The 25,828-nt window shown below is 45.3% G+C and carries 29 protein-coding genes and 1 pseudogene; 19 read left to right on the top strand and 11 right to left on the bottom strand.

Annotated elements, in window-relative coordinates:
• Nucleotides 1–392 precede the first annotated feature (392 nt).
• Nucleotides 393–698 (top strand): HNH endonuclease, encoded by a 306-nt coding sequence (locus tag RIG66_RS20005; protein ID WP_446380499.1) that lies wholly within the window; start codon nucleotides 393–395, stop codon nucleotides 696–698.
• 83 nt (nucleotides 699–781) lie between these two features.
• Nucleotides 782–1,249: a toll/interleukin-1 receptor domain-containing protein gene (locus RIG66_RS20000; RefSeq protein ID WP_446380498.1), complete on the top strand. Its 468-nt coding sequence runs from the start codon at nucleotides 782–784 to the stop codon at nucleotides 1,247–1,249.
• A 597-nt stretch (nucleotides 1,250–1,846) separates the two neighbouring features.
• Here RIG66_RS20000 and RIG66_RS19995 read toward each other — a convergent pair.
• From RIG66_RS19995 to RIG66_RS19960, 8 genes are read right to left on the bottom strand one after another with little or no spacing between them, the layout of a single operon-like run.
• Nucleotides 1,847–2,257, bottom strand: a complete 411-nt coding sequence (locus tag RIG66_RS19995) for a hypothetical protein (protein ID WP_446380497.1) — start codon at nucleotides 2,255–2,257, stop codon at nucleotides 1,847–1,849.
• Entirely contained in the window at nucleotides 2,211–2,471 is a 261-nt protein-coding gene (locus RIG66_RS19990; RefSeq protein ID WP_446380496.1) for a hypothetical protein, read from the bottom strand. Before RIG66_RS19990 ends, RIG66_RS19995 begins: the two co-directional genes overlap by 47 nt.
• Complete coding sequence (locus RIG66_RS19985; protein ID WP_446380495.1) at nucleotides 2,464–2,841, bottom strand: FHA domain-containing protein; 378 nt, start codon at nucleotides 2,839–2,841, stop codon at nucleotides 2,464–2,466. Before RIG66_RS19985 ends, RIG66_RS19990 begins: the two co-directional genes overlap by 8 nt.
• A gap of 3 nt (nucleotides 2,842–2,844) precedes the next feature.
• The gene (locus tag RIG66_RS19980; protein ID WP_446380494.1) at nucleotides 2,845–4,080 is read right to left on the bottom strand and encodes a right-handed parallel beta-helix repeat-containing protein; all 1,236 of its coding nucleotides are present in this window, start codon (nucleotides 4,078–4,080) and stop codon (nucleotides 2,845–2,847) included.
• The gene (locus RIG66_RS19975) at nucleotides 4,080–4,664 is read right to left on the bottom strand and encodes a hypothetical protein (protein ID WP_446380493.1); all 585 of its coding nucleotides are present in this window, start codon (nucleotides 4,662–4,664) and stop codon (nucleotides 4,080–4,082) included. Before RIG66_RS19975 ends, RIG66_RS19980 begins: the two co-directional genes overlap by 1 nt.
• On the bottom strand, nucleotides 4,651–4,875 hold the full coding sequence (locus RIG66_RS19970; RefSeq protein ID WP_446380492.1) for a hypothetical protein: 225 nt from the start codon (nucleotides 4,873–4,875) through the stop codon (nucleotides 4,651–4,653). Before RIG66_RS19970 ends, RIG66_RS19975 begins: the two co-directional genes overlap by 14 nt.
• The gene (locus RIG66_RS19965; RefSeq protein WP_446380491.1) at nucleotides 4,862–5,503 is read right to left on the bottom strand and encodes a hypothetical protein; all 642 of its coding nucleotides are present in this window, start codon (nucleotides 5,501–5,503) and stop codon (nucleotides 4,862–4,864) included. The genes RIG66_RS19970 and RIG66_RS19965 overlap by 14 nt, the downstream gene beginning before the upstream one ends.
• A 12-nt stretch (nucleotides 5,504–5,515) precedes the next feature.
• Entirely contained in the window at nucleotides 5,516–5,794 is a 279-nt protein-coding gene (locus RIG66_RS19960) for a hypothetical protein (RefSeq protein WP_446380490.1), read from the bottom strand.
• A 420-nt stretch (nucleotides 5,795–6,214) separates the two neighbouring features.
• Here RIG66_RS19960 and RIG66_RS19955 point away from each other — a divergent pair, with 420 nt between their 5' ends.
• The 9 genes from RIG66_RS19955 to RIG66_RS19915 all read left to right on the top strand — a co-directional run bounded on the left by RIG66_RS19955 (nucleotide 6,215) and on the right by RIG66_RS19915 (nucleotide 14,071).
• Complete coding sequence (locus RIG66_RS19955; protein WP_446380489.1) at nucleotides 6,215–7,711, top strand: hypothetical protein; 1,497 nt, start codon at nucleotides 6,215–6,217, stop codon at nucleotides 7,709–7,711.
• A 2-nt stretch (nucleotides 7,712–7,713) separates the two neighbouring features.
• Nucleotides 7,714–9,237 carry a hypothetical protein gene (locus tag RIG66_RS19950; protein ID WP_446380488.1) on the top strand — a complete coding sequence of 508 codons (1,524 nt, stop codon included), beginning with the start codon at nucleotides 7,714–7,716 and terminating at the stop codon, nucleotides 9,235–9,237.
• Between the two features lie 183 nt (nucleotides 9,238–9,420).
• Nucleotides 9,421–9,822 carry a hypothetical protein gene (locus tag RIG66_RS19945; protein ID WP_446380487.1) on the top strand — a complete coding sequence of 134 codons (402 nt, stop codon included), beginning with the start codon at nucleotides 9,421–9,423 and terminating at the stop codon, nucleotides 9,820–9,822.
• A gap of 2 nt (nucleotides 9,823–9,824) precedes the next feature.
• Entirely contained in the window at nucleotides 9,825–10,748 is a 924-nt protein-coding gene (locus RIG66_RS19940; protein ID WP_446380486.1) for an endo-1,4-beta-xylanase, read from the top strand.
• A gap of 334 nt (nucleotides 10,749–11,082) precedes the next feature.
• A complete protein-coding gene (locus RIG66_RS19935; protein ID WP_446380485.1) occupies nucleotides 11,083–11,418 on the top strand; it encodes a hypothetical protein in 336 nt (111 codons plus the stop codon).
• 95 nt (nucleotides 11,419–11,513) lie between these two features.
• Nucleotides 11,514–12,017 carry a hypothetical protein gene (locus RIG66_RS19930; protein ID WP_446380484.1) on the top strand — a complete coding sequence of 168 codons (504 nt, stop codon included), beginning with the start codon at nucleotides 11,514–11,516 and terminating at the stop codon, nucleotides 12,015–12,017.
• A 143-nt stretch (nucleotides 12,018–12,160) separates the two neighbouring features.
• Nucleotides 12,161–12,514: a YtxH domain-containing protein gene (locus RIG66_RS19925; RefSeq protein WP_446380483.1), complete on the top strand. Its 354-nt coding sequence runs from the start codon at nucleotides 12,161–12,163 to the stop codon at nucleotides 12,512–12,514.
• An 11-nt stretch (nucleotides 12,515–12,525) separates the two neighbouring features.
• Nucleotides 12,526–13,050 carry a DUF948 domain-containing protein gene (locus RIG66_RS19920; RefSeq protein WP_446380482.1) on the top strand — a complete coding sequence of 175 codons (525 nt, stop codon included), beginning with the start codon at nucleotides 12,526–12,528 and terminating at the stop codon, nucleotides 13,048–13,050.
• Between the two features lie 220 nt (nucleotides 13,051–13,270).
• Entirely contained in the window at nucleotides 13,271–14,071 is an 801-nt protein-coding gene (locus RIG66_RS19915) for a TPM domain-containing protein (protein ID WP_446380481.1), read from the top strand.
• Nucleotides 14,072–14,422: 351 nt separating this feature from the next.
• Here RIG66_RS19915 and pgeF read toward each other — a convergent pair whose 3' ends face one another.
• Nucleotides 14,423–15,214, bottom strand: a complete 792-nt coding sequence (gene pgeF / locus RIG66_RS19910) for a peptidoglycan editing factor PgeF (protein ID WP_446380480.1) — start codon at nucleotides 15,212–15,214, stop codon at nucleotides 14,423–14,425.
• Between the two features lie 97 nt (nucleotides 15,215–15,311).
• Here pgeF and RIG66_RS19905 point away from each other — a divergent pair, with 97 nt between their 5' ends.
• The 4 genes and pseudogenes from RIG66_RS19905 (at nucleotide 15,312) to RIG66_RS19890 (ending at nucleotide 20,002) form a co-directional block, all read left to right on the top strand.
• Nucleotides 15,312–16,172 (top strand): biotin--[acetyl-CoA-carboxylase] ligase, encoded by an 861-nt coding sequence (locus tag RIG66_RS19905; RefSeq protein ID WP_446380479.1) that lies wholly within the window; start codon nucleotides 15,312–15,314, stop codon nucleotides 16,170–16,172.
• Nucleotides 16,173–16,316: 144 nt separating this feature from the next.
• Nucleotides 16,317–17,762 (top strand): M23 family metallopeptidase, encoded by a 1,446-nt coding sequence (locus tag RIG66_RS19900; protein ID WP_446380478.1) that lies wholly within the window; start codon nucleotides 16,317–16,319, stop codon nucleotides 17,760–17,762.
• Between the two features lie 323 nt (nucleotides 17,763–18,085).
• A pseudogene (locus RIG66_RS19895) lies at nucleotides 18,086–18,445 on the top strand (IS607 family transposase); the annotation flags it as partial.
• Between the two features lie 72 nt (nucleotides 18,446–18,517).
• Entirely contained in the window at nucleotides 18,518–20,002 is a 1,485-nt protein-coding gene (locus RIG66_RS19890) for an IS200/IS605 family accessory protein TnpB-related protein (protein ID WP_446380477.1), read from the top strand.
• Between the two features lie 41 nt (nucleotides 20,003–20,043).
• Here the strand turns inward: RIG66_RS19890 and ilvN are convergent, their stop codons facing one another.
• A complete protein-coding gene (ilvN, locus tag RIG66_RS19885; protein ID WP_446380476.1) occupies nucleotides 20,044–20,562 on the bottom strand; it encodes an acetolactate synthase small subunit in 519 nt (172 codons plus the stop codon).
• A 196-nt stretch (nucleotides 20,563–20,758) separates the two neighbouring features.
• Here ilvN and RIG66_RS19880 point away from each other — a divergent pair, with 196 nt between their 5' ends.
• The 3 genes from RIG66_RS19880 (at nucleotide 20,759) to RIG66_RS19870 (ending at nucleotide 24,223) form a co-directional block, all read left to right on the top strand.
• Entirely contained in the window at nucleotides 20,759–23,512 is a 2,754-nt protein-coding gene (locus RIG66_RS19880) for a valine--tRNA ligase (RefSeq protein WP_446380502.1), read from the top strand.
• A 68-nt stretch (nucleotides 23,513–23,580) separates the two neighbouring features.
• Entirely contained in the window at nucleotides 23,581–24,099 is a 519-nt protein-coding gene (locus RIG66_RS19875) for a hypothetical protein (protein WP_446380475.1), read from the top strand.
• Nucleotides 24,092–24,223, top strand: a complete 132-nt coding sequence (locus RIG66_RS19870; RefSeq protein WP_446380474.1) for a hypothetical protein — start codon at nucleotides 24,092–24,094, stop codon at nucleotides 24,221–24,223. Before RIG66_RS19875 ends, RIG66_RS19870 begins: the two co-directional genes overlap by 8 nt.
• Before the next feature lie 324 nt (nucleotides 24,224–24,547).
• Here the strand turns inward: RIG66_RS19870 and RIG66_RS19865 are convergent, their stop codons facing one another.
• Nucleotides 24,548–25,516 carry a cation diffusion facilitator family transporter gene (locus RIG66_RS19865; RefSeq protein ID WP_446380473.1) on the bottom strand — a complete coding sequence of 323 codons (969 nt, stop codon included), beginning with the start codon at nucleotides 25,514–25,516 and terminating at the stop codon, nucleotides 24,548–24,550.
• A 109-nt stretch (nucleotides 25,517–25,625) separates the two neighbouring features.
• Between RIG66_RS19865 and RIG66_RS19860 the strand changes: the two genes are divergently transcribed.
• The gene (locus RIG66_RS19860; protein ID WP_446380472.1) at nucleotides 25,626–25,754 is read left to right on the top strand and encodes a hypothetical protein; all 129 of its coding nucleotides are present in this window, start codon (nucleotides 25,626–25,628) and stop codon (nucleotides 25,752–25,754) included.
• Nucleotides 25,755–25,828: the final 74 nt, after the last annotated feature.

Here is a 25,828-nt window from a genome sequence, read left to right as displayed (position 1 = left end):
ATTCAACTTTAGATAACTGGTTAGAGGGTCTCCCAAATACCGAGTCAGAATGTCTGAGATTACCTTCTGCTAATACTTTTAAGGTCTCCCGAATTTTAGGCTTATATGCTGCCTAGCGGTGAGAAACGCTTAGGAGCTGAAAATATTGGGGTTGCTTTGGGGTATTCTAAGCGCTTCTTTTTCCAGCGAACAAAACGACAGTCGAAAACGTTGAAAACCTTACAAAATATGGGATTTTCCGGCGAACAAATTTGGGTCAACATCATTAGGCAGGGTCAAGATAGAAGAGGGTCTATGTTGGCTAAAACTGTTAGTCTGAGAGTTTTCTTGTTCGCTTCCTACAAGCAAGGTACACAAATCTTGATTCACTCCAATAGAGGTTTATCATGCCGATGCGCCGTGAGTTATATCCAAAAAATTGGGATGCGATCGCACTTTCGATAAAATCTGCTACTGGATGGCAATGCGAAAATTGTGGCAGAATTTGTCGTCGTCCAGATCAAGCCTGGGAAGCTTTCATCCATGAAAATCATTTACAGCAACTAGAAGCGATCGGTTTGAAGCTTAAAAAGCAGCGCTACACGTTGACTGCGGCTCACCTCAACCATCAGCCCCTGGACTGCCGTCCCGAAAATCTCAAAGCCTTGTGCAGTGGCTGCCACCTTCGATACGACAATCGTCACAGACGACAAAAGTAACTATTTATTTGCCCTTAATGAAGCGGCAAGAATCTTGTCGTCCTATGGATAATAGAAAGGTCAATACGCCGAAAAATTATTAAATGAAACCTATATTCGTTAGTTACGCCCACGAAGATAAGAAGAGGGTGCGTTCTCTTGTTGAAGGGTTAGAGGAGTTCAGAGATTTTTGGAGTGACTGGGACGACGTTCCGCCCGGTTACAATTGGCGGCGAGAAATAAATCGGGGTATTCGACAAAGTAGCTGTGTTTTGTTTTTCGTGAGCCAAGCTTCAATCGAAAGTGAATGGTGTTTGGAGGAATTGCGGGTGGCAATCTGGTGGAGAAAACCAGTCCTGCCAGTTGTCATCCAGACAGGTCTTAAGCTTCCCCGCTCTTTGTATAACAGTCAGTGGGTGATTCTTTCTGATGACAATGATCAAAATATTAAAGAAATTTTATCAGGTTTGGCAGCGTGCGAGCGTAGCTTCCCGTGGAAGGCGATCGCACTGGTGGAGGCGATCGCGTTGGTGGTCGGAGCGATTTTGTACGGAATCGCTGCCAGCGGGTGAAATGGGCGGGTGGTCAAGAGCAAGAATCTTACAGAATAATGCTCAACGCCTAGCGGCATCAACGGATACCCGCCCATTAAAATTATATTGTGATCGCATCAGGTAACCCGAATCTTTTCGGGGGAAATCACCACCGACTGTCCATTGTGGGTGAAGCGGTACTTGGTTTCTCCATTTGCCGTCGTAAAACTGGAATATCGAGCCTCAACCCAACGATTATTGGCAAGCTTAATGTAATATATCTGTCCTGGTGTTAGATTTGATGGTCGTACCGTTGGACGATTGTCAAGCAGCTTCCGTAGCCGCCTAACTTCTCTCCAAACAGGCCACGGAAGAAATATCAATAAAGTAAGAGCTGTACTTCCGATAGGCACCAAGTAAGGGTTAGCGGGCGGCACTAAAAAAGGAATAAGCCAGAAGATCCTAGCCTTTCCCCGATACCCGAACTTCCCAATCATAAACCACCAAACCCCCACCCAAGCCAGATAAGCCAAGAGCCTAGGGGCTGTCCACAATAGCCAATCTTCAAAAGTCATGCGATGTTACAAAGGAGAGCTAGGGCAAGGCGGCTCTCCTTGTCGCCTCACCCTATGCCAATTATAAGAGACAAGCATAAGACCAAAATTGGTTCACCCAGACCCGGCATCCATTTCGCCCGCCGTATTTCAAAAGGTAGAACCTATCAACAGCTAATATCTCTCCAACCTTGCCAAAGTGAAGGGTGTAACGCCTCTCCCGGAAATCATCACATAGGTGGAGGGGTAGTGAAAATTCCTTGAGCTTCGTTACCTGCGCGATCGTAATTTGGGTATCATGTGTCGTTGAAGTGTTTTTTAATACTTCAACTTTGAATTGCCTTTTCCATTGTCTAAAAAGCGTTTTTGATGCTGGATTACGGAAAAGCACATCATTTGTAGCGTTGTCTATTATCCCCGCGCTATCTGGCGCCTGAGCTAAGTATTCAGTCAAGCTCAGGATTTTTCTTAACTTCTGTTTGGATTGAATCATAAGGCTGAGGAAAGCCGCTTCCTTGAAGATACACTTGCAATATTACCTCTAATCGCCTTATGTAAGCTTCATTTTCGTCACCTCTATCATCTGCAATTTTTTTTACCTCCTTAATTCTTTTGTGAGTGTTATCAAATTTTGATTCAATGAACTTGGTAGTAAAAACCCAAGTTAGTACCAGGTAAACTACCGCCCCAACAATAACTTCATCCACTATTAAATCCACTAGTTTCCTTCCATGGTTCAGCAAAGCTTTTGGTGGCTTCCTTGAGGAACTCGATTCTTGTCATGCCAATCAAAATTACGTCTTTATTGTAAATTTGTACTCCCTTGTCGCTCTCCTTTAAGCTATCACATCGCAAGATTGCTCCATTCACCTGCGTTCCGTTCCGAGATGGCTGAAGTCCATCCCCGTCAAACAACCAGTCACCGTCAGGGGACAATATTATAGTGCATTGGTGTCTGCTGACGTATTGATCCTCTATTTCATTAATCTTACAATTTCCAGCACTAGAACCAATGGTAACAGGCGACTTCCCTGTTATTTCATATTTTTTCCCGTTTATTACTAAAAAATACCGCACTATTTATGGATAAACTAGGTTTTCTATATCAATGGGCATTTCAATCGTGCATTTTGGAGAGTCCGTCTCCATTGCATTTCCGCCCTGAGGAACACCGCTGGGAATAGTCATGTTTTCAGCGTAAATATCAGAGCCTCTAAATGCACTCAGAAAACCCTCAAAAGGCTTTGGGTTTTCTGTTGGTGGAGTAACGATAACCTGACAACTAATCAATGAGACAGAGTTCATGTCGCAATTGATTAATCGCCTAAAATTCCCACGAAGCTCAATTATCCCCTTTAATATTATCCTCGAATGATAACAAAAAACTGCATTTCTAACATTTGAACTCCTGTTTTCAAAAATGCAATTTTCGACGCTAATATCATTGCTATCTAAAACATAAATTCCGCTTCTATTAAAAGAAATAGTCAAGTTTTTAAAATTGCACTCACAACTATTAGATAGTTTAATGCCGTCGTTTGAATTATTCCCGTAAATAATTACTTCACTTGGCGTTTCTCCTTCGCCAATAAAGTCTATCCCATACTTATTTAAATATTGTGCAAAAACCGTTTCACTTGCTATGGGATTTCCTTCGTCATCTAGTTCGTCTGGAGACAAAGCGTATGTTCCTGGAGCTAAATGCACTCGAACCGCAATAAATCTATCTCCGGAATAGCCTGAGCTTTGGTGGGGATAGGCAACAGAATGCGGTATTAACCTTTTAATTTCTCCAATAGTATAATTTATCGTTTGGTACGGTGTTTGGGGATTTTTGTCGTTTACACCTGCAACAGGATCTACGTGTAAATCAACAACTCCTGCACTAGCTAAAGAATATGTACTAGAATCCCTAGAAGAATTCCACACGTATCCAGAATCCGTGTGTATAAAATCTAGTATTGTTGTTCCGTTTGGATTTGGATTAATTTCAAAATTACCCTGCGAACCAAGAGGGAAAATTGGAAGTAGCGTCGTAGATCCTTGAACTATTAATATTTTTCCTTGACTAAAATTAGCAGTTGAATTGTCGAAAGTTATAATTGGATTAATTTCTTTTACAGGGGTCGTTGTTTCCAGTCCCGTGTCTGGATCTGTTGTTGTTTCGGTTAGTGTCCCTAGCTGGACAATAAACAAAGCATTTTGCTTACCTTTTAAATCAAGATAAATTTCCTGCCCAGATTCTGTTTGTTGAAGGTTTACCGTTGTATATCCAGCAGCAAAGAGATCTTCCGAATAAAATCTTCTAATAGGCATTACAACTCACTCCTTTCTGCAACTTGTATGGTTGTCATTTCTTTTGTAGCTTTTGCACTTAAGCTTCTTTTATTCTGCGTGTTATTTTCTTCTAACTGAAATTTAGGTTGTAATTCAAAAGTAAAACTTGCATTTTCACCCCAGTAAAGTTCTAGCGAATTCACTCCTAGATTAAAGATTGAGTAATCTTTTCTATTGAAATTTAATGGCAACACTTCAACCAAAGCAATATCTACTTCAATCTCTAAATATTTAATTTTGTAGATTGGCTCCCATCGCCAACACTGAAACCCAAAGCTGTAGGTAGTAAAAGCTGGCAACCAAGCAGCTTTTCGGAATATTAATTCGTAAGGAAAATTTAGCTCTGAGGCAAACTCAATTTTTTGCTTTTCCCCAAAATATACCCTTTTCCAATAAGTCGATATTAATCCAATATCGCTAAATATTTTCAAAAAACACCATCCGGCAAAATCCCAAGTCTTTTTAATTTTAGGAATTTCTAGCACAAATAGGTTAGAGGTTTCTGACACAACCATTATTTCATCGTCAGAAACAATGGTTGTGTTGCATTCAATCCACGCCATCTTCTGGCTCACCAATAACATCTAGTCGCGCGTCGTATTCGCCGCCTTTCAAATATTCGGTCACTTGCCGGTTATCCGCATTGCGAATAAGTCCAGATTCGGCATCTACTACAAAATACAATTGATCTGGCTGCTTACCTGGAGGGGGACAAGTGGCAAGAGTAAAATGGAAAAGTGGATTTTCTGGCGTAATTATTCTAGTATTTTCCATTTGCCGTCAATGCCCAACCAGCAGGCATCGTGTCTATTTTTTTTGGGTCTATCATTGTCCCATAAGTATCTACTTTGCTTTCTGTAGATACAGCAGTAAACCGGGCTTCTGGCGGAACAGGGTACTCAGCTCCATAAATTAAATCTGAGTCAGCCGCTGTCGTTTCTTCTACCCCTAAAGCTGCTAAATCTGCAGCTGTTATTCTGCCTTTTGTAGTATCTCGCATATAACGAGCAATCTTCATGACAGGACCGACTGGATTTCCTTCTTCGTTATTTAATCGAAGATCAATTACAACAAGCGTGGTTTTTGCTCTTTTTCCGCCCCTTAAATATTTTGCGGGGGAAGCTTGTCTCCATCCGTCTGCACGGGTTTCGTTTACTCGATCAATAGCGCAATAATAATTTCCTACACCTCGCTTTTGCATTCTTGGAGGCTGCGGAAAATTAGCCCCTAAAATAAATCCAGTAACATAACTTCCGTCTGCGTTAATTCCGGGAACGTGACCCAGCATTGTACGTGTTGTTTCTTTCACCCCGCTTGGGCTTCTCCATCCAAATTTTAGATCACTATTAGGAATAACACGACAAGCAACAATTTCTCTATCGTCATAAGTAGAAGCTACCATACTTTTCTCTCCTTACTTAATTGTGCTGGTATTGGGATTAGGGGCTGCTGGTGAATTTGCTGGTGCTGGACTTTCTTGAACAAATGACAAAGATATCAATAGCTTTCCTTTTTGCCATTGACCGCCAGGAAGAAGAGACTCAACCTCGACGCCCTCCGTAAACCATTCAGAACCTAGCTCGGGATGCCTTTGGCTTAGGTTATTTAAGAACGTTTGCTCACTTACCATTTCGCCGCCGCCGTAGGGGTTGGTCGTTTCCTTTAATCGAATGATCCGATTGGATTGTTCCACGCTTTTCTGAAGTTAACAAACAAACCTAATATATCTCAACCAAAGGGAAGCTGACAGCTTCTAAGAACGCTTGCGAGAAAGTTTACCGCCTTATAGCAAGTACATCGAAACCGTAGGGTATCGCGAAAATGAGCAAGGCGGCATACGTTGCTATGTAACTTTTTGTTAAGGAGTTTTACAACGTCATCAATGACTTACAATAACTTACAATGACTCATTTCCTAAAATTTTCAGGCTGGATATTGCTTTCCTGCTAGCTGAAGCTAGGCGGTATCCTTTAATGTGAGGCGGCAACTCTTAAAATTAGGCAAAATTAGGAGCAACATCTAACTCAAGCAAAGCCAGCCGCTTAGTAACTTAATCTAAAATTTATTAATTATAATTAAAGTAAGTTTTGTAATTAGATCACTAAATTAGCCAATGACATTTCAAACGCAGCCCCTTGGCATCGCCTGGATATCTGCATTGAACCGAGCAATTGAGTTTGTGGACTTGTCAATAAATCGATGGCGAGAGTTGAAAGCCAGTCAGTATGATGTCCCTGGAGTCCCGGCAGAAATAGAGCAATTTTTCCAGGCATACCAACGATTTATGCCGGATTGGGTGGTTACGTTTGATGATCTAGCCCAATTTTTTTTAATTCCGGAGGATGAATTAGCAATCGCCACAGGAAGCATCATTTTGGATGAGCTGCGCTTCATTCGGCAAACAATGCAGCAACTGCCGAAGCTCTCCTTTACTGAACCAATAGCCGAACCCGAACCGGAGCCCAATCCAAGCACAACCGAGTGTGAGCGGCTTATTGCTGCAATTGAAAATTTGAATTTAAAGCCTGGACTGACTGCTTTGGAAATTCGTCAAATTATTGTGGAGGAGCTGCAACCAATAGCGTCGGAAATTTTAACCCAGGGACATAATACAAGGGTAGAACTTAAAGAAGCTCGCCAGGATGCAAAACTAGCAGTATCAGCCCTTTATCCTTACGCAGATCAAGACGCAGAAGTCCGCCGATCTGTATTTCAAGGGTTTTTTGCCATTTGGAATTTTCCAAAGGCATTTCCCAAGTCTTTTGTTACAAAATTTGAGGACGGGAAACCACTTCAACCCGAAACCAAACAAATAAATAATTTAATGGATTTTTTTGAATGGGCAATTATAGTTTTTGAAGAAATTCTAGGCGAATTTCCATCCTCCATCGAATTCGTCACAAGTAAAGAGGAAAAAGTCGTTACGGATAAAAATGGCAATCCAGTGTTAGACGCAAATGGAAACCCAAAAACTGAGTTAAAAGTATCCAAAGCAACAACTAGATTTCCGAATGTGGCTGAAATATTGTCTGAAATAGTGCCGCTAACATACCAAGCCTACACTAACACAGAGAAATTGTTGGAACTATCCAGCAAAACTTTAATAGAAGCTGGAGCATCGAAAGTGGCAATTACTAAAAACTTTTATCGGCTTAAAGCAATAGAGAAAGCCATGGGGTTGGTCACTAAAGCTGATACGAAATCAGTGCCGCTAGCTTTTACTGCTGGACAGAAAAATTTACTAGGATTTAGCAAACCTTCCACCACAGATATTGAAATTGTAGAATGGGACGGCTCACTCGATCAACAGGAAATATTCCGTGAACTTCTGTTTGCTGCAAAAATAATTAGAGGGGTGTACTGGCAACCTTTACCCAATGAACAAGAATCGGCAAAAGCAAAAATTAAAGAAATAATTGGACAACAAAATATATTTGATGAAAAATTAACAGAAAAGGTCATAAATAACGAAAACGAATCTTACAGAAAAATTGAAAGGGCTTTTACGGACGAACCCGGCATTGGAGATACAACTGACTATTGGGGTGGTACACTTGAAAATACGGTGTCTATCCGCAAAATAATAAACAACCCAGAAAACCCAGGTTAAATATGGCATTTGATATTTTCAATAGCTTAGATGGACTGCCATCAAGAGAGATTAGGCAAGCCATCACAGGAACTCTTCACGGAATTCGCCAAATAGACGATTTTCTTGTCGAAACAGAAGATGCTGAAACAGAAGAAAACGGATTTATACCGGGTATTATTAATGGCATCTTTAGGTTTGGCAAAATGTTATTTGGCGGCGTATTTCGCCAACTCGGGGGATTTTTAGAATGGTCTCTGTCGAGTTTGTGGGGAGCTGTCGTTAGCGCGACTCAAACGATCTGGAATTTTAATTGGAATATTACAGATGCAGAGTTGCAAGCACAAATCGATTCTGCAAATGTTGCTTTAGCCAGCACTCTTGGCGAATCATTAGGCACAACAACTGGACAGCTAGTGTGTGGAGCTTTGCCAGGCACTTTACTCTTAAAATTTAATCAATCTTTGGGGCTTTACGCCTTAAAAAATGTGGGCGAGGAAATTTTAGACGAGCTATCCGCAAATTTGGCGACTTTGATTACCTTGACGGGACAGCAATTAGGCAGGGCAACCTTTTCATTTTTATTTCGGAAAGTCAGGGATACCTTTTTTCCTAATAGAAAAGAAACTGAGCCTTGGTCTTTTGCCCTTGCATGGGAAAATCTTCTAGAATCAATTGATAGTGAAACCTTGAAAGCAATCATTGGAGCCCTCTTTGAGGGAACAGTTGAAGCTTGCGCAGATATAGGATATATTTTATGGGGTGGCGTTGACAATTGGCTGGTTGAAAACAGATTACAAGCTAGTCCATTGGGGACTGAAGGCTTGGTGGAACTTCGATTAAATAAAAACGTACCGGATACTGATTCTTCAATAAGAAACCGTCAGCTACTTTATGGCCCGTCTGCCCTACTGGGGCATGAAGCTGTAAATAGAATCGAAGCGGATAGGCAATTACAGCAAGTTCGCCAATTTCAACAAACCCAGGACGAGCGACCAACATACCATCAAAAAGGGCTAATTTGCATTGTATATTCCCGTCCGAATGCTCTTTCTGGTGAAAGCTTCAATGAGACGCAAGTATCTTTCCGAACAAAGGAGGATATAGCTGAGCTAACTCCTAGTATTACCAAAATTTATGCCCAAAGAGTTAAAGACGAATTTTTTAAGCCGCCTTTAATTTTCAGGAAAGGGAAATTTGCCGCAAAGTATCAGGATCGATTGAATGGCATCTCTGATCGGAGGTACATGGTTCTCAATGAGACTGAGGGACGGAAAATCATTTCAGCCTTAGCTCGATCGGCTACTGGGCAAGCCCCTAAATGGGAACAATCAAATTTATCCCGAAACCTTGACCCAGCTGAAGCCTACGATCAAACTCCCCCCAATGAAATTATCGCTGGAGAAATATACCCAGGCGTAATACGAGGAGCTGAGATAGATCTAGTGCCTCGATCCTGCAAGCTGGTTTGTGGGTCACGGGCGACCTACACCTTAATAGATGCCACTGGCAAACTCCCTCGGGATCTTCACACAATAGAGATATGAGAAGCGAGGGAAGCTTTAAGGAAGCTTCAAGGGTAGAAACTTCAGCTAAAATAGCTATACTACCCCACCAAAAATGTATATTTTAGGGAAACTTTTGCAAACAATCCCTAAAACCAGGGCGAACGATGGGACTCGAACCCACGAATGGTGGAACCACAATTTACTGGCTGGTAAAAATCAAACATGGCTGTTACCGTACACCCAAAAGAAACTGATTTAAATTGCAATTTTATGAAAGGCTGGGTTGCTGTTGGGCAATATTACACCATAATTGGGACTAGACAAATTGGCACAGACGACTTTAAAAATATTTGGGGGTGGGTTGATACTCGCAGTTCCCTTCTTGATTTATCTCGCCAATCAAGCTGGAGTTATATTGGGATAAAAAATGGAAGACCAACATTTCGGAATGCAGTGACAGGACGAACCTATTCTATTAACGTATTATCTGTTTACTCACCATATAAATATCAATTCACCAATACCTTGTTTTGCAAGTGTGGTATTGGAGAAGTTAAATGCACAGATTGTTGCGTTGTTTGCTGTTCAGTTGCAAGCGAATTTTTAGAAAAACTCAAAGGGTAAACATGAAAATTGGGACAAGTGTAAGTGCCCGTCTGCTTGGCAACAAAAAATATACTGATTTATTAATCAGACACTTTGACTGTTTGTATTCAGATTCCAATTTTAACTCTCCCGATCAAATAAAAAGAGCAAAATTAATCAGCCAGTTTGCGGCAGATCACGACAAATCGCTAAGAGGTAATTGCTTAATTTCTCACTACCAACAACCCGATAAACATTTAATCAAATCAAAATTATTAACTTTTTACGAAATAAAAGAATGGGAATGTGTCCATGAAGTAATTGGTTACAAAAATTTTAGAAAAGGATGGAATCAAGAAAAGCTCGAGGCGTGCTTTCTCATGGCAAAAGAGCAGCGTAGCGACAGCTTGTTATTTTATGCCGATTATTTTAGAGAAGAGTCAAAGTGGGAGAAATGCTACCAAATCCTAGAGGTTGCCTTAGCAAAGGAAATTCCTATAGATGGCTTGTCCGTCCAATTGATGGCGAATTTAAGGCCATCAATTCTTAACCCTGGAACATTAGACCTTAAGATGACGCAAAAATGGATAAAAAAAATTAAGGCAGATTTTAACATTAAAATTTGCGCTCCAGAAACGGTTGTATGGCAACCAATAAATTTTAACCGATCGGTTGATTTCATCCAAGAATGCGTTAATTTGAAGTATGCTTGCAACTATAAAAAAGAAGTCTTAAGGAGCTTTTCCAATTTGCTCTTGACCCCATTTAATATAGATTTTCTGCAATTGAAAGCTTATCAGCAAATAATAAGTGTATGCTACGATTGTGTCGATCTTATAGGATTTTGGAGTGCTTTCGACGCTTCTCCCTGGAACTGGTACGGCAACCGATGTAAGGCTGGCTTGTGGGATGACGATTTCCAACCTAAAAAAGCTGCCGATGTATTATTAATGTTTAAAGGCTAAGCTGATCAACGAGTGGCTAGAGCCAGGTTTAGAAATCCAAATACTTCCCCGATTATCGGTTCAGCCATAAAGCCATCCCTTCTACGTTACACTTGTTGTAACAAAGTTTTTTATATTTGAAGTTTTACGCCCTTTACGTTAAAATATGATGCATCGAAACTTCCGTGCTGGGACTGAAAATCCCCGTGTCGGCGGTTCAAGTCCGCCTCCTGGCATTCCTAAATGCTTATTCCATATAAATTAAGGTAGTGCGGGAACGGTTAGTATCCTAAAATTAACTCCGTGTGCATCTGTTTGACACGGATGCTATCAGTTCACTGCCCAATACCTAGATATGCTCACCGTTGTTGTCATTTTAAATCTGCTAATCTCGCTATTTGGTTTTTATCTGGCATGGCGGATTTGGAAATTGCGGCGAGTTCTAGCAGCGGCGGCTGATCTAGTCGCCAGGGCTGAACAAAGTACCTATAGGGTTTTACATGGCGCTCCCCAAGCCATCTCTAGAGGGCAACTCGGTGTTCACGGATTAAAAAAACGCTATCAGCATTTAGAGTTTCAGTTACAACGAGTACAGCGAGTCTTGATGGTGTTGGGCTTTATTCAAAAGACCTATCAATCGAGGCGGCGTCGTCGGAGAAAGCGATCGCCTGCCGAACGCTCCCAACTCTGAACCTTACCCGTTCCGGAGTATCCTTTTAGAATCCTCGGTCATTTATGCCCAGGAGAAGTCAAGCTATAATAACCAGCCTAAGCAAAAACAAGATTATGATAGTTTTTGAGTTCAAGGTAAAAGCCAAACCAACTCAATACGCAGCCATTGATGAGGCGATTCAGACTTCTCAGTTTGTCCAAAACAAATGCTTACGATACTGGATGGACAACGAAGGTGCCAGCAAATACGACCTCAACAAATATTGCAGTGTATTGGCGAAAGAGTTTAGCTTTGCCTCTAAACTCAACTCTCAGGCGCGTCAAGCATCGGCTGAACGTGCTTGGACTGCTATCAGCCGTTTCTATGAAAATTGCCGGAAGGTAGAGACGTGCCACGATCGGGTCAAAAAGTCCCTGTCCCAACGAACACATGTCTGTGGCAACCGTGGGTACGTTGAAGACAGGGACATTGCCGCCAGTCTAAACATCCTGCAAAAAGGATTAAGTACGGTAGGACATACCGGAACTTACGCTTGGGGAGACTTGCCCTCTTGGGCGGTTGGAGCAATCCTGTCGTCTAACGGCAAGTCAAAGAACCAAGAATCTCCGTTGCTTTAGCACGGGGAGTGTCAAGTTAAAAGGAAGCTATCGAGAACACAAGCTGGCTGCCATCTGCGTTCTTGAGCAGAGTCTTCAGGGATTTCTCATCAAATTCTCTGGGCAAATCTGCCTAAAATTGGTGTAAGGATAGAGACCAAACGATGTCAAAAAAGAGTGCTGGAGTATTTATTGGGGGTTTAGTCGTGGGGAGTGTCATTGGCACCCTCACCGGATTGCTGATTGCCCCGCGTTCAGGGCGGGATACGCGACGGTTGTTGAAAAAATCTACAGATGCCTTACCGGATTTAGCCGAAGATCTATCAACGACTGTACAACTACAAGCCGATCGCCTTTCTGAATCAGCCCTACGCAACTGGGATGGAACCTTGACCCGACTACGAGACGCGATCGCGGCGGGACAAGAGGCTTCCGCCAGGACACGAGACGAACTAAACTCGACTCAATCGGACGTGGCGAGTGAATCACCCGCGTCCGTTTCTGATCATCAAGTGTAGGCAACCGGTCGGTGATTGATCCTCTATTTTGGCTCGGACTCTCTATTTTATTAGTCGCGGTTAGCTTGACGGCTGTTTTAGTGGCAGCATTACCCGCGCTGCAAGAATTAGCACGGGCAGCCCGTAGTGTGGAAAAATTAGCAGATACGCTGCGGCGAGAATTGCCGCCTACTTTAGAGTCGATTCGTCTGACGGGTTTAGAAATTAGTGACTTGAGCAACGATATGAATGAAGGCGTTAAAAGCGCGGGTCAAGTCGTGCAACAAGTTGATCAAAGTATCAAAGGTGCGAAAAATCAGGCGAAACAAGCCCAAGTCAGCAGTCGTAGCGTTGTTGCGGGTGTGAAAGCGGCTTGGAAAACCTGGAGAAACCCTGGGGCTAGTCGTCGTTCCCTGGATCGCTTACCCCCCTCTGAACGTAAGGCTCTTGATTTGCAACAACAGGATACAGATCCGGATACGGTTGAACAAGAGTATGAGAGATATGAGGAAATTCAGGATAATGCTCCTGTTTCTCGGCAAGGGGACGATGGGTGAGATGGGGGAGATGAGGAAGTTAACTCAAAACTCTACCTTACCTATTGCCTATTCCCTGTTCCCCGTTCCCTGTTCCCTGTTCCCTGTTCCCTGACAAATGACGAATGACAAATCCCAAATATTAGAGTAAAGTAAACAAGTGTAAAGAAACTTGTACCTTAACCTGATCTTATCTCCCGCTTAAAATATTTCACCCCTGTCCATTGTTTTGTGTATCGCAATGCTGGATCTTTTTAAACGATTTTTGGTAATCTTGGTAGCGTTTTGTCTGGCTGGCTCTGTTTGGGCGATCGCACCATCCGCTCAGGCTTATAACAACCCCGATCTACTCCCGGAAACCCAGACGCCCATTATTGACTTGGCGAACCTGCTCCCCCAGCTTCAAGAAGAAGCCTTAATTCAAGATATAGAAACCTTTGAGGCACAAACAGGCTGGAAGCTGCGGGTACTCACCCAATATGACCGTACACCCGGTTTAGCTGTTCGCGATTACTGGGGACTCAATGATAAAAGTGTTTTACTGATTGCTGACCCACGAGGCGGTAACCTGTTGGGCTTTAACGTGGGTGACGATTTATATCAATTTCTACCCCGTACCTTTTGGGTAGAGTTACAGACACGCTTTGGTAATCTCTACTTTGTGCGCGAGAATGGGGAAAACCAGGCAATTGTCCAGTCATTAGACACCGTTAAAACGTGCCTAAATAAGGGTGGATGTAACGTTGTTCCGGGCTTGCCTCAAGAGCAGTGGATTCTCACCCTGATTACCTCTTTGGTGGGTGGTGTCGTTTTGGGATTTGCCGCGATTCCGCGCAAAGATGGACAGCTTGTGGCTTGGCAATGGGCGTTAATCTTTTCTCCCTTGTGGGGTATTCTCTTCATTGCTTTCGGAATCGGTCCAGTTGTCACTCGGACGGCTGAATGGTTGCCTTTATTCCGGAATGTATTGGCGTTTGCGCTAGGGGCGTTAGTGGCTTACCTGTCACCGTTCATTGGTCAAACGACAGCGTCGGATATGTAATTGGTCATTGGTCATTGGTCATTGGTCATTTGTTTTTTCTAGTAAGGGCGCACGTCTATCATTGGTGTCAACTTAAGCTCAACCCCTCACCCCCAGCCCCTCTCCCAAGCCAGCCCTCACCCCCAGCCCCTCTCCCAAGCCAGCCCTCACCCCCAGCCCCTCTCCCAAGCTTGGGAGAGGGGAGCAAGAGGGGAGTAAGAGAATCCGATCCCCCTTCTCCCCAGGTCCGGAGTTGGGGTTAGGGGATGAGGGGGAAAATGTCGAGGAGTAGATAGACACAGGTTAAAACCTTGCCAGCATTGGTTTTCTTTATAAATTGACACCAATGCACGTCTATGCGCCCCTACAGTCTTACTTGCTGACAATTCCTGACCACTGCACCTTTTTTTGCTGAGTGCGACGATAGGAGAAGAAATACTCCGGTTGCTGATAGGTACAGTGAGGCGCGATCGCGACTTGTTCATCCTGGAAGCCGAGTTGTTCGAGTTGTATGGCGTTCACCCGCCGTACATCTAACCGTACTCGCCCTGGATGGGGATCTTCCCAAATTGGGGAATGGGGAAGCTGCTGTAATTCAGCCAAAATCGATTCAGACGTATCTGTTTTATCTGGGGGGATAATGCTAGAACCTACTTCTATGGCGACGGTTTCCGACACTTGATACACTTCTGGCGCGATCGCAGGTCCCATGGCAACCCTAAGATTGTCTAAGCGGCTACCTGTTTCTAGGAATCGTGCGATCGTATTTGGCACAATTCGAGCTGCTGTTCCTCGCCATCCCGCATGAATCGCCGCGACTTGTCCCGTTTGTTTATCGCCAATCAGTACAGGCGTACAGTCAGCCGTACAAACCCACACCGCTTGCTGGGATTGTTCTGTGAGGATACCATCAGCTTCTGGCTTTTCCGGTGTCTGACTCTCCTGTTGACTGACTGAACTGACAATTTCCGAGGGTGTCAAGACAGTATTGCCATGCACTTGGCGTACCCGATAAACATCCGCTTCAGGCTGCAAGGCTTCAACGATTTGGTCAGGGGGACGAGGGGAAAAGGCTGAGGTGAAGAAGCCGTGACGCCAAGGTTTGAGAAGGCTACAGGTTAGATACGGTAAGTTGTTCCACGTTTGCCAGTGCCACGTATGCATTGATTTTTGTTCATGATTCATGGTTTATTGTCTGCTGTGTCAAAAAGAGCGAAGCACAGGAGTACAATAGGCTAGCTTAGCTAATCTTTAAGCTGTAGTGGTACTTAATCAACAAGCTCTGGAAATAGCCCTGCAAACCGTCACGCCACAGCTATCCCACTCTGGACTCCCAGGACTTCAAGATATCGGGGATTGTCCTATCTACTTATTTGACAGCTTATCGTCTACCAATCAAACCCTCTGGGAATTGCTGGATAGAGGAACCCCACCTCCTACCGTTGTTATCGCGGCTCAACAGACGGCTGGACGAGGACAGTGGGGACGGCAATGGCAATCGGAGCAGGGTGGGCTATACTTATCGTTGGCTTTAACCACGAATGTGGAAGCATCCAATAGCGCCCAGCTAACGATGTGCAGCGCTTGGGGTATTGCTACAGCGTTAAGATGCTATGGTATTCCTGTCCTGATTAAATGGCATAATGACCTGCTGTTGTTGGGTGATAAGTTGGGGGGGATTCTCACCGAAACTCGACTGTCTCAGGGGCAGATTACTAAAGCGGTGATTGGGGTAGGCATTAACTGGAGTAATCCTGTGCCAGACACAGGGATTAATTTACAATCCTTTTTTGCGACTCAATCCATGAGTCCATCCGTAACCTCCCTAGAAATGTTAGCCGCAATCGTGATCCAGGGATTGCGATCGGGATACCACTACGGGTTAGAATCAGGCATTGATAATTTACGGTTGTCCTATCAAAGGTTACTGTTTCATCAGGGAGCCTCGATTCAAGTCAACGGACATCGTGGCATCGTTAAAGGCGTCACGTCAACGGGTGATCTAAGAGTTAGCGTAAACTCAGCACAGGCAATGGATACAAATGCTGATACCACCATCAGTCCCGAAATTCACCTCAAGCCCGGTACAATTAGTCTGGGTTATTCTCAAGAGGTGCCTTGAGTCCCAACGTTAAATTTTACGGGTTGAGTATGAGTTGTTTGAATTACGGAATCGGTGTTCTTGCCTAATTAAATTCCCTTAAATTGACTAAAAATTTTTACTTGATATTAGATTAAGAGTGAGCAATGAGGAGTGAGTCGCAAAATGAATAAAGAAACCGTCGCCAATTCCACCCCAACGGGCGTATTTTATCGGTATCCCTGGCTGAAGCAGGGCATCAGTGTGATGGGAGGACTTGGTGTTCTCAGTAGTGGTTTAGTCGTTGCTCAAACTGATGCACCAATCGACGCAGGCGCAGCCCCAGCCGCACCGCCTGCTCCCCCAGCGATTAAATTTACCCCGCCGCCCCCAGCACCTCCCGCCCAGCCTAAACCTGCTGCGCCACAAGCTATTGTTGCACCGCCAGCCCCAGCGCCAGCGCCTAAACCTGCCTACCGTCCCCCTGCTCCCCCAGCGCCTAAACCTGCGGCTCCTGCACCAGTTACTGTTAGTAAGCCTCCAGCCCCGGCTCCGGCTGCACCCACACCCCGAGTGGCGACACCTCCAGCGGCAAAACCGAGACTAAATGCGCCGAATCTATCCATTCCGGCTCCCGCTACCTTAGCCAAACCTCCGAAGGTTATTGTTAATCCGTCCCCGGCTCAAACGGCAACTCAAACCCCAGCCGCGCCGAATAATAGCTATATTGATCCGACGAACTATAGTCTGGGGGCAACACGGGGAACTGAAAAGCCCACTGTGGTTGTGACGGAGCGGTCAACAGGGTGTCAAACTGTGTCGCGCAATGGACGATTGACGAGTGGGAGTTGTGGGGGTCAAGCGACGCCAACATCACGAACAGTGGCAGGGCGGATTCAACCTCAACCCCCTCAACCTCAGGGAGGAACTGGTGGAGCCGCAACTCGACTTCCTACACCTCCAGTTGCGGTCAATGCCAGTGTGAGACGCCCAGTCCGGTCAGTTCAACGGGTTGCCGTGTCTGGCAATTCTGGGGGCAGACAGTTTACGCGCCGTCCTCCTGTCTCCTCTCTATCCCCAACGGCATCATCTAAAACCACTCCCACGGGTCTGACGTACTATAATTTCTCCAACCGACCCCAGGGACGTACTATCGTCGGTAATGCCAGCTTTATTTTCCCCTTAACCATTCCGTCGGCAATTAGCTCAGTATTCGGGTGGCGCACCCATCCGATTACGGGGACATCTCGTTTCCATGCGGGTACAGATATCGCTGCCCCGACGGGAACACCAGTTTTGGCGGTGGCTCCGGGTGAGGTGGCTACGGCTGATTACTTAGGTGGCTACGGACTGACGGTGATTTTGCGCCATGAGGAAGGGACTCAAGAAAGCCGCTATGCTCACCTGTCAGAAGTTTTTGTGCAACCGGGTGAATCGGTGGATCAGGGTAATGTGATTGGGCTGGTTGGTAGCACCGGATTTTCCACGGGTCCCCATCTCCACTTTGAATGGCGTCATCAAACTACCGATGGTTGGGTGGCGGTTGATGCTGGCGCTCATTTAGAATATGCGATGGCTCAACTGATTGAAGCGTTGCAGGTGGCACAGGCGATCGAGCAATCGGACTCTTAGAGCAGGGGGAGATGAGGGAGCAGGGGGAGCAGGGGAAGCTGGGGGAGAATTTTTCCTGATTTTTCCTGTCACTAATCACCAATTTCCCAATTCCCAATCTCCTGCTTTGGGGAAACTGAGAAAGGGCGGGTTTTGAACAAAGGTTATCATTAATCGGACAACGTAATTCCTAAACCCGCCCCTACAGATGAACCCCTACAGATGAATAAAAGGGGGTGTCTCCTTTCTCACCTCCCCAAGGGTGTCAATAACTGAGTGGGGGTTGACAACTGAGTCCAGAAACATATACAAAGGTATACAGGTCTATACTAAATGTATACCGTATGGACATTATTCAGGACGTGCCAACGGTCAGCATTGGGGAAGCAGCTAAAGAAGTCGGAGTTAGCGTAATCACGATCAGGAGATGGGCGCAGGCTGGTAAACTGCCCTACGAGCTATCTCCTAGTGGTCGTTACCGATTTAAGTTGTCTGACCTCAAAACAGTAAGACCGCGCACTGCTCCAGGCGACCGCATTACCATCAACTATGCCAGAGTCAGCAGCCACGATCAAAGAGAAGATCTGGTGAGACAAGTGCAAATGCTTGAGTCTTACAGCGCAGCTAACGGCTGGCAATATGAAACGATTCAAGACCTTGGCAGTGGTTTGAACTACCAGAAGAAAGGACTACAAAAGCTGCTTTTATGGGAAAAGAAGCAATAAAAACAAAAGGCTTATTGATGGAATAAAGCAAGTAGCCGACGAGGTGAAGTAATGGTTCAAAGAACTGTCACAACTGAATTACCTGTAGAACTGTGGCAGTTCGCTATTGATGCTTCTAAGCTCGTAGAACCCGCTAGGGTTGAGTATCTCAATCGAAGGTTGGCAAGTGAAGACGAGAATGATCTCATTCGAGACTTGCAGCCTAAGTACGGGCTAAACAAACGGCAGGTTAATGCTATTCGATCTGAGATAAAAGGTGCTATTGTATCCGCTAAAGAGTGCCGCAAACGCCATGTTAAGACCTTAGAGCAGCAAATCAAATCTACTAGGACGTGGCTGAAAACAGCCGTCAAATCACTGGCTAAACTGCCTGATGCTTGTTCTATTCGATTCAGGCAGCATCTTAGGACTCAGAAGAGGTTCGTCATTCATCAAAAGAAACGTCGTCTGCACTTGCTACAAAACAAGCTAGAGCACCTCAAGAATGCTCCGTTGCCAGTCAGCTTAGGCAATAAAGGAACTCAGTACACGACCGTTGGAGCCACAAAGGAAAGTTTTGGCAATCAGATCGCTCAGTACGATGGCGATACCATCAAATTCCGAGTTCCCTATGCTCTAGAGTTGAAATATGGCAAGACAATTGCCGCACCGTTGCGTTTTGAGTATGAGCAGGGACAGCAGTGGGTTGATGAGGCTATCCAGGCTAATAGAGCGCTATCCTACCGTGTCTACTGCAAAGACTTCAGATGGTTCATTGCCTGCTCTACAGATGTTCCTGAACCTGATCGCCAGTCATTGCCGCGTCAATATGGCTGCTTAGGACTAGATATTAATCCAGGCGTGATTGGTTGGACGTATGTAGATGGCGATGGAAACCTCAAACATCACGGGCAGTTCAGGCTGAACTTGCACGGTCGTAAGTCAGGACAGACTGAAGCCACACTGCATGATGTGATCAAGCAAATTGTCTTGATTGCTCAGTCGTTGCAATGCCCCATTGCCATTGAGAATCTAGACTTCAGTGCCAAGAAATCTCAGATGAGAGAGCAAGGCAGGCGTTACGCCCGGATGCTGTCAGGCTTCGTCTATGGCCAATTCACTCTCATACTTGAGCAAAAGTCTCAGATGGCTGGGATTGAACTAATCAAGGTCAACCCAGCCTACAGTTCACTCATCGGTTTAGTTAAGTTTATGAGGCAGTACGGTTTATCGTCCGATACTGCTGCTGCAATGGTTCTAGCGCGTAGAGCCATGGGACTATCAGAGCGAGTGCCTAACCACAGAGCTTACGCTGGTGTGAAATCAGCGAAACACTCATGGTCTGCATGGCAGGAGCTACATAAAAAGCTGGGACGTTTGCCGCGTCACCAGTATTATACGCTCTCTAACAGAGAACTAGAGGTCATGCTTTGCGTCGAGTCGCAAGACGGAATGCAGAGCAAGCGGAAACGCACTTCTAGACGTGGTGAAAATCCACAGCGGAATCGTTCAACTACCGCTTCGTTGGACGTGGTGTATACTTGTGGCAACGAATGATTATGATTGTATACATTTTTATGAGCGGTTCGGGTTTTCAGCTATACTTTGGCTTCTAGGGACTTGAGATATTCGGTATTGACACCGGATTCGCGGATTAGGGCAATTTTTCCTGTCCGGGCGACTTCCCGAAGTCCAAACTTGCTCAAAATCTGGACGATCGCGACCATTTTTCCAGGGTCTCCCACAACTTCAATGGTTAGGGAATCTTCGGCAATATCGACCACCCGCGCCCGGAATACTTGGGCAAGTTCAATAATCTCCGATCGCGTGGAACTGGTGCCGTTGACTTTGATCAACATTAATTCCCGTTCCACACAAGGAGTCGTGGTAATCTCTTGAACCTTGATCACATTGATCAACTTGTAGAGTTGCTTGATGAGTTGCTCAATCGATCGCTCATCCCCAGGCACTACCATCGTAATCCGCGAAATTCCCACTTTTTCCGCAGGACCAACGGCGAGACTTTCAATATTGAAGCCGCGACGGGCAAATAAACCAGCGATGCGAGTTAAGACGCCCGCTTCATCTTCGACTAAAACGGAAAGGGTGTGTTTCATCAGCTAACACCAAAGTGGCACAAAGGCAATTGCCTCTTGCTTATGTATAATCGGGTCTCGGCATGAGGCTTTTATATCTTATCGTGGTCTGAAAAAATAACAAGACTTAATTCATCTATTTTTTGACTTTAATCTCGGTGAAACCCAAACCCCGTCATCGGGTATGGCAAAATTAAACGTAAAACGCAAGATTTCCATGACAGCAACCACTCCCTCCCTACCCACTCAATACGATCCCACCACGACCGAAGCTAAATGGCAGACGTTCTGGGAAGAACAGGGCGTCTTTCAAGCCCACCCCGAACAAGGTGGCGAACCCTATTCCATGGTGATTCCACCGCCCAATGTCACAGGTAGCCTGCACATGGGTCACGCCTTGGGACAAACCATTATGGATATCCTAGTTCGCTACAACCGGATGAAGGGGTTTAATACGCTGTGGGTTCCGGGGACTGACCATGCCAGTATTGCCGTGTCCACAATCTTAGATCGGCAACTGAAAGCCGAGGGCAAAACTCGTCAAGAGGTAGGACGGGAAACCTATCTGAATCGCGCTTGGCAATGGAAGGAAGAATCAGGGGGTTGGATTGTTAACCAATTGCGTCGCTTAGGCGTGTCGGTGGATTGGTCGCGGGAACGGTTCACGATGGACGAAGGCTTGTCTAATGCGGTGCTGGAAGCCTTTGTCCAACTCTATGACGCCGGACTGATTTACCGGGGTGAATATATGGTGAATTGGTGTCCCCAATCCCAGTCGGCGGTTTCGGATTTGGAGGTGGAAAATAAGGAAGTTAATGGTCATCTGTGGCATTTTCGTTATCCCCTGACTGAGGGAAATGGGTCAGTGGAAGTGGCGACGACTCGCCCAGAAACCATGCTGGGGGATACAGCAGTGGCGGTTAATCCCAACGATGAACGCTATCAGCATTTAATTGGCAAAACCTTGACCTTGCCGATTATGGGGCGAGAGATTCCGGTGGTTGGGGATGAGTTGGTTGACCCTAGTTTCGGGACAGGCTGCGTCAAAGTTACACCCGCCCATGATCCTAATGACTTTGAAATGGGCAAACGCCATGACTTGCCCTTCATTACTATTTTGAATAAAGATGGCACGCTGAATGAAAATGCGGGCGAGTTTCAAGGACAAGACCGATTTGTGGCACGGAAAAATGTGGTGCAGCGCCTCGAGGCGGATGGATGCCTGGTTAAGGTAGAAGACTACCATCATACCGTTCCCTATAGCGATCGCGGCAAAGTCCCGGTTGAACCCCTATTATCCACCCAATGGTTCGTTAAGATTCGTCCCCTGGCGGATAAAGCCCTTGAATCACTGGATCAGCATAACTCTCCCAATTTTGTCCCCGATCGCTGGACAAAAGTTTACCGGGACTGGTTAGTTAAATTAGAGGACTGGTGCATTTCTCGCCAACTCTGGTGGGGACATCAAATTCCGGCTTGGTATGCGGTGAGTGAAACCGGGGGACAAATTACCGATAATACTCCCTTTATCGTGGCTCATAGTGAAGCCGAAGCCTTAGAAAAAGCAAAATCACAATTTGGCGAATCTGTCAAGCTTATCCAAGACCCCGATGTCCTCGACACTTGGTTTTCCTCCGGCTTGTGGCCCTTCTCTACCATGGGCTGGCCCCAACAGACGCCAGATTTAGAGACGTACTATCCCACCACCGTATTAGTTACAGGCTTTGATATCATCTTTTTCTGGGTTGCCCGGATGACGATGATGGGCGGATATTTCACCGATCAAATGCCATTCCAAACGGTTTACATCCACGGCTTAGTCCGGGATGAAAATAACAAAAAGATGTCCAAGTCGGCAAATAATGGTATTGATCCGCTGCTTCTGATCGAGAAATATGGAACCGATGCGCTGCGCTATACCTTAATCCGGGAAGTCGCAGGTGCAGGTCAAGATATTCGTTTAGAGTATAATCGCCAAACCGATGAATCGGCATCCGTAGAAGCCTCGCGCAACTTTGCCAATAAACTGTGGAATGCGGCGCGGTTTGTGATGATGAATCTGGATGGGAAATCGCCTCAAGTCTTGGGTTCGCCATTGGAGCAGGAAGGGGATACATTAGAGTTAAGCGATCGCTGGATTCTCTCCCGCTTTTATCAAGTTGTTACTCAAACCCGTCAGGATATCGATCATTACGGTTTAGGAGAAGCCGCCAAGGGACTCTATGACTTTATCTGGGGTGACTTTTGTGACTGGTATATTGAACTGGTTAAACAACGGTTACGCCAGCAGGGAACCCAATCGCGGCAAATCGCCCAGCAAACCCTGGCACATGTCCTGGATGGTATCCTGAAACTGCTACATCCGTTTATGCCGCACATTACCGAAGAAATCTGGCATACTTTAACGCAAAAGACAGACGAGTGTTTAGCGCTACAACCCTATCCCGCGCTACCCGACTCGGAAACCCAACCGGGTGTATTTCCCATCAATCAAGATCTAGAAAAGCAGTTCGAGTTACTCATTGGTGCAATCCGCACCATCCGTAACCTGCGTGCAGAAGCGGGTGTGAAACCGAAGACAAAAGCCCCCGTGATCTTGCAAAGCGAAAATCCGGATGAACGAGAGATTTTACAGAAGGGTGAATCTTATCTACAAGACTTAGGCAAAGTTGATACCTTGACGATTGTGCCAGCCTTAACCGAAGAATTGAAAAACACGATGGCAGGTGTAACGGGTACGGTTCAAGTGATTATTCCTCTAGCGGGTTTAGTTGATGTTGAAACACTTCGCGCTAAGTTAGAAAAAGATCTCAGTAAAATCGATGCTGAAGTCAAATCTCTGTCGAGTCGTTTGGCGAATCCAAACTTTGTCAATAAAGCCCCCGCCCCTATTGTCCAGGGTGCTAAGGATGCATTGAGTGAGTCTATGCATCAATCTGAAATTTTGCGCGATCGCCTAAAGCGACTTTAAAACGATAATAAATTATTCCTCCGTGAAAATCAATTCCTTGCTCATTAACGACCAACAACTAACAGGCTATGCTACATCTGGGTGAAGTGCAAAAAAATGACAAAGACGGCAGCATTGAACTCCAATTGTTAGCCCGTCAAGAATCGGATGATTGCTGGGCAGTCATTAATCCACCAGAAAGCATTTCGCTGGATGGTGCGAACGCCTTTCATCAAGGATCGTTAGTGTTGGTCGATATGTCTGACAATCAAGAGGTTCTGGATATTCAATCTGCCAAGGAGTGGGTATTAAACTTCGTCCACCGATATCTAACTATCGGAATTACCCCCATGTTCTTACAGGAAGAAGTGACCCGCACCGAACAATGGCGACAGGATTTGACGTTACAAAGTCAAGATTTAACTCGTCAGCGTGCTGAAATGGAAGCCCGTCGCGAAAACATTCAAGCCTTGGAAATTGAATTAAAACTCCAACAGCAAGACATGGAGAAACGGGAAGCCAAGTTACAGGATCAATTAGAAAAATATAATATTACTCTTCCGGATGAGGAAGATGAGGGTGATGAGGAAGATAAGGGAAATGGGTGAAGCAGGAGAAGCTGGGGGAGCAGGGGAAGCTGGGGGAGCAGGGGAAGCTGGGGAAGCAGGGGAAGCTGGGGAAGCAGGGGAAGCAGGGGAAGCAGGGGAAGCAGGGGGAGCAGGGGGAGAATAGGCGTTCCGATGAAACATCTTTTGTAGGGGCGGGTTTTACTACTATCTTTTGAAATGGTGCGTTACGCTTCGCTAACGCACCCTACTGGCGTGATCCAACTAAAATGGTGCATTAGCAAATTAGCTCAAAGCTTTGTAATGTAAGGGGTGTAGCATTTTTATAAAGTCACAATTAAGCTGGGTCACGCCACTACACCCGCCCCAACCTAACCGTTCAATTATCGCAAATGACGAATGATAAATGACAAATGACAAATGACAAATGACAAATGACCAATGACCAATGACAAATTACCAATGACGACAAATTACCAATGACGACAAATTACCAATCCCCGAACTCAGGATTATTTTGATTATCAGGATTCTGATCTGACATAAACCCTGAACGATGACGATTTGCCGCTATCGTAAAGTCATCATCAATATAAAATGTCACCTGTACAGGTCCATATTCTTCCTCAATCATCCCCTTAATTCGTTCCACCAGTAAAGAAGTTACACCAGCAAATTCAGGATGGATGATTAGGTGCATTTGAATATACACATAACGCCCGACAACTCCTCGTGACTGAATATGATAACAGTGGGTAATTCCGCCAACTTGGTGAGCAATTTGCGCTAGAATTTCGGGAGCGATCGCGGTTTGCTCAACCAGTAGGGGAAATTGCCAGTTGATCACTTGCCAGCAATTCCTCACCGCCACGGTAACCAGGACAATGGCTAGCACCACATCCAGCCAGACTAACCCCGCCTCGACGCCCAAAAGTCCTAGGAGTACAACCAGAGTCAGGCAAACATCCAACAACAGTTGTCGAGCATTAAACCCTAAAGCAGCACTTCTGAGTTGTTTCCCTTGATACCGTCCAACTAATGCCAATCCTAAACTGGTAATGATCACAACGGCGAGTAATTGAATCAAGGGTAAACTCACTCGCACCGGAAACGTCAACCACTCATCTGACGGTTGGTTCAATAATTGTTGCGCTGACATTCCCCAGACATTTAATCCGGTAAACCCAAAAAAGCCAATCAGTAAGAATAGGATCAGGGTTTCCCACTTACCATGACCATACACCGATCGCCTGATGGGATGCTCATGGGCGATTAGCTTATATAAACTCAGCAGGGTACTGAAGCTAACCAGTAACGTCTGCATCGATTCTGCCATAAGACTCAGCGATCGCGTCGCCCAAGCCGCAGAAACTTTAACCGATAAAATAAATAAGGTTAGCCAAAGCGTTGTAAATAGTATCAGACGACTCGTCTGAATGCGATGTGATCCTTCAGTCATGTGTCAGAAGGTAGTGAACCCAACAGGGGAAACTACCCAATAGTAAGCCCAATCTGTGTCTTCTTTCGCCAAGATTGCCAGAGATGGGGAAGTAATGTAGAGACGTAGCATGCTACGTCTGGGAGATGGGGAAGATGGGGGAGATGGGGAAGATGGGGAAGATGGGGAAGATGGGGAGGTTTTCCCCTTGTCTACTTTCCTCCCTTGTCCTCCAAGTCTAGTCCCCACCCTAAAATAAAAAAACCTACACCTATAAGGGGATGTAGGGGCGGGTTTTACTACTAACATTTCGTTGTCACCCTGATGTAACTA

Source organism: Coleofasciculus sp. E2-BRE-01 (genome assembly GCF_040221695.1).
In the GTDB taxonomy this organism is placed as follows: Bacteria; Cyanobacteriota; Cyanobacteriia; order Cyanobacteriales; family Coleofasciculaceae; genus Coleofasciculus.
The sequence above is the reverse complement of the archived record's forward strand: the minus strand, read 5'-3'. Positions and strand labels throughout refer to the sequence as shown.